The organism is Ilumatobacter sp. (assembly GCF_041688325.1).
Lineage (GTDB): Bacteria > Actinomycetota > Acidimicrobiia > Acidimicrobiales > Ilumatobacteraceae > Ilumatobacter_A.
On sequence record NZ_JBDNIJ010000272.1, the window covers coordinates 1 to 2,521 of the forward strand.

3 protein-coding genes are annotated in these 2,521 nt (G+C 59.3%); all 3 read right to left on the reverse strand.

What is annotated here, in order from left to right:
- Window positions 1–156: 156 nt before the first annotated feature.
- The 3 genes from ACH2EI_RS14885 to ACH2EI_RS14895 are packed head-to-tail and all read right to left on the reverse strand — an operon-like array spanning window position 157 to window position 2,368.
- On the reverse strand, window positions 157–972 hold the full coding sequence (locus ACH2EI_RS14885; protein WP_395160601.1) for a hypothetical protein: 816 nt from the start codon (window positions 970–972) through the stop codon (window positions 157–159).
- A gap of 5 nt (window positions 973–977) precedes the next feature.
- Window positions 978–2,060, reverse strand: coding sequence for a c-type cytochrome (locus ACH2EI_RS14890; RefSeq protein ID WP_395160603.1), 1,083 nt, complete (start codon window positions 2,058–2,060; stop codon window positions 978–980).
- Window positions 2,060–2,368, reverse strand: coding sequence for a ubiquinol-cytochrome c reductase iron-sulfur subunit (locus tag ACH2EI_RS14895; RefSeq protein WP_395160605.1), 309 nt, complete (start codon window positions 2,366–2,368; stop codon window positions 2,060–2,062). The genes ACH2EI_RS14890 and ACH2EI_RS14895 overlap by 1 nt, the downstream gene beginning before the upstream one ends.
- Between the last annotated feature and the right edge of the window lie 153 nt (window positions 2,369–2,521).

A 2,521-nucleotide genomic window follows, 5' to 3' on the forward strand; every position in this document is an offset into this window, starting at 1 on the left:
GTGTGGGGACGATGCCGCACTCGTAAGGCGCTTCCTTGGCTGTTGACGGGCGGCTCGGTGCGAGCACTCGTGATGCCACGAAGCTGATGCCGCCGAAGGCGATCGCCAGGAACATCAAGAAGATGACCGGGAGGTATTGCGACATAGAAGCCTGCCCTATGCCGTGGCGACGGCGCTGGAGAGGTTGTCCTTCAAGATGCGCTCACGACGGTGCAGGAGGTAGCAGAGCGCAAGGAAGATTGCTCCGCCGCCAATGGTCAGAACAACCGCCGGCTGACGCTTCGCTCCAAGGTCTCGAACCATATAGACGTACTGCCGTTGGCCTGCCTCGTCGATCTCGGCAATTGCAGGCGCTCGGCCTGGCTCTGTCCGGACCGGTATCAACGGCGCGACTTCGACAACGGTGAAGTGCGGCTTATGGAAGAACGCAAAGAAGTCCAAGGATTGATTGTTGGCAATCAACGGAAAGCGCTCGCCGCCGATATCGAAAACCTCAGTGATCTCGTACTGGCCAGCCGCGAGGGCACCATCGAGTTCGATGTTCGCGCTTGCCGCAGCCTGAGCCTGGCCGTACGCCGCGTCGCCCGCTGAGATCTTGATGTAGCCCTCGTCGAAGAATTGCTGCTCAACAAGTTTATGCACTTCCGTTGCGGGTGCGTCCTCATAGCCGTCCGGGAGACTTTCAAGAGCACCAGCGCTGCGCAGCGCCGGAACGTCTTGAATGATGGTCTGGCCCGGGATTGCAGCCCAAGACGGCTCGGGCCCCTTCAGGCCGATCCCATAGATCCACCAGGTCGCGCCCATCAGGGCCATCCAGCCCATGAGCCCGGTCAGGGTGACAAGGAACGAAAGGCGCGAACCCATGTTCGTCGCCATGATCATGTAAATACTGCCCATCAGGACGACAACGCCAATGATCACCGTTAAGAGCCCGCGTAGTTCGGGTTCCCATCCAATTGCCAACAATGACATGATGCTCACAAACTCCGTACGTATTCGACGACTGCTTCGATTTGCTCGTCGGTCAGCATCGCACCAAAACCAGGCATCCGACCACTGCCCTGACCCTGGTTACCGTAGACCTTGCCGAACTCAGAACCGTTCTTCAAGAACGCAACCATGTCGGCTTCGTTGTTGAAGTGACTATTCGTTGCGCCGCCAGTCAGGTTCCAACCGTACGCGCCCTGGCCGGTTTGGCCCGGGTCGCCGTAACTCCAACCTTGTGTGTGGCAACGAGCGCAGCTGTAGGCGCCGCTGCCAAGTTCGAGGTCGAACACAGCTTCACCGACGCTGGCTGCTTCGCCTGAGGCGATTGCGCCGTCGATCGAAGCCTGAATGTCGCTGGCGATTTTTTCTGGAACGGAGCCACTCTGGCAAAGTTCCTGCCCGTAGAAGCTGAACGCCTCGACCTCGCCCACGCCGCAATTCTCGCGCGGCAGCTGAATCGACTTGAGGTACTCGAGCACGTTATCGATCTGCTGGGTGTTCATCGGGCCACCGCCGACAAGACCCCACGGGGACATCGGTGAGAACGGACGGCCGTAGTTCAAGATGAACTCGATCTCAGATTCATCGAAGCGGTAGTAAATGGTGTTGATTGCCGGTGCTTTCCAGTTGACAGCAGTGACCTCGCCAGTGAGCTGGTCGGTCACCGTGAACGGCGCTTCGCCACCCACGCCGCCCATGCCGCCGTGGCAGCCTGCACAGTTAAAGCCACCGTCAGCGGTCGAAGCAAAGAGCTGCGACCCCCAGCTGGCATATCTGTTGTTCCAACCCTCTTCAGCGCCGGCGTGACGGCTGTGCTCGAAAATCCAGTACGCCGGCAGCATCACCACAATGAGGGCGAGCAGCAGCACGCCAAAGAGCTGCACCCGTTCGAGGCGCGAGCCTTCGAGCGTTTCATCGTCGTAATATTCCTTGCGGTTGGCGGCGAGTTCGAGTTCCGAACCCACTTCCTTGCGGCCTGCCACGACATTGAAAATGCCGTAAACAACCCAACCGATCGCAATGAAAACAACGCTGATAACAGCGATCGTTCCCGTCGTTGAGGCCAAAATCATCAGTGTTCGTCTCCACCCGTGCAGTGCGGGCCTTCAGCTTCTTGACCGGTGGTGTTCACACCGATCGCGGCCCCGGACACGAATGTGCCGGTATCGATTGAGACGTCGCCGGCCGGCGAGATCACGGCAGGGAAGTGGTCCATACCGCGAGGTGCGGGACCGCCCTTCTTTTCGCCAACACGGTTGTACTGGGAACCGTGGCACTGGCACTCGAACCACTGGCTCGTCTTGCACTCAGGCACACGACAACCGAGGTTCGGGCACTTTTGGCTCAGCACCATAATGCCAGCCTCGATCCCAATGAGCATGTTATCGGTGTAGATCTAGCGTGCAGCAGGCAGCCCTTCGACGGGGTACGCCGTGATCCACGACTTGGCTTCAGGGACGTAGAAGAACCCACCACCCTGCTTGATGCCGGCCTTGATTGTGTCGAGCTTGCCGACAGCGACGCTGCCACCGAA

Excerpts from the sequence above, each read along its gene's own strand:
- ACH2EI_RS14885 (WP_395160601.1), bottom strand. The coding sequence starts at position 972 with ATGTCATTGTTGGCAATTGGATGGGAACCCGAACTACGCGGGCTCTTA.
- ACH2EI_RS14890 (WP_395160603.1), bottom strand. The coding sequence starts at position 2,060 with ATGATTTTGGCCTCAACGACGGGAACGATCGCTGTTATCAGCGTTGTT.
- ACH2EI_RS14895 (WP_395160605.1), bottom strand. The coding sequence starts at position 2,368 with ATGCTCATTGGGATCGAGGCTGGCATTATGGTGCTGAGCCAAAAGTGC.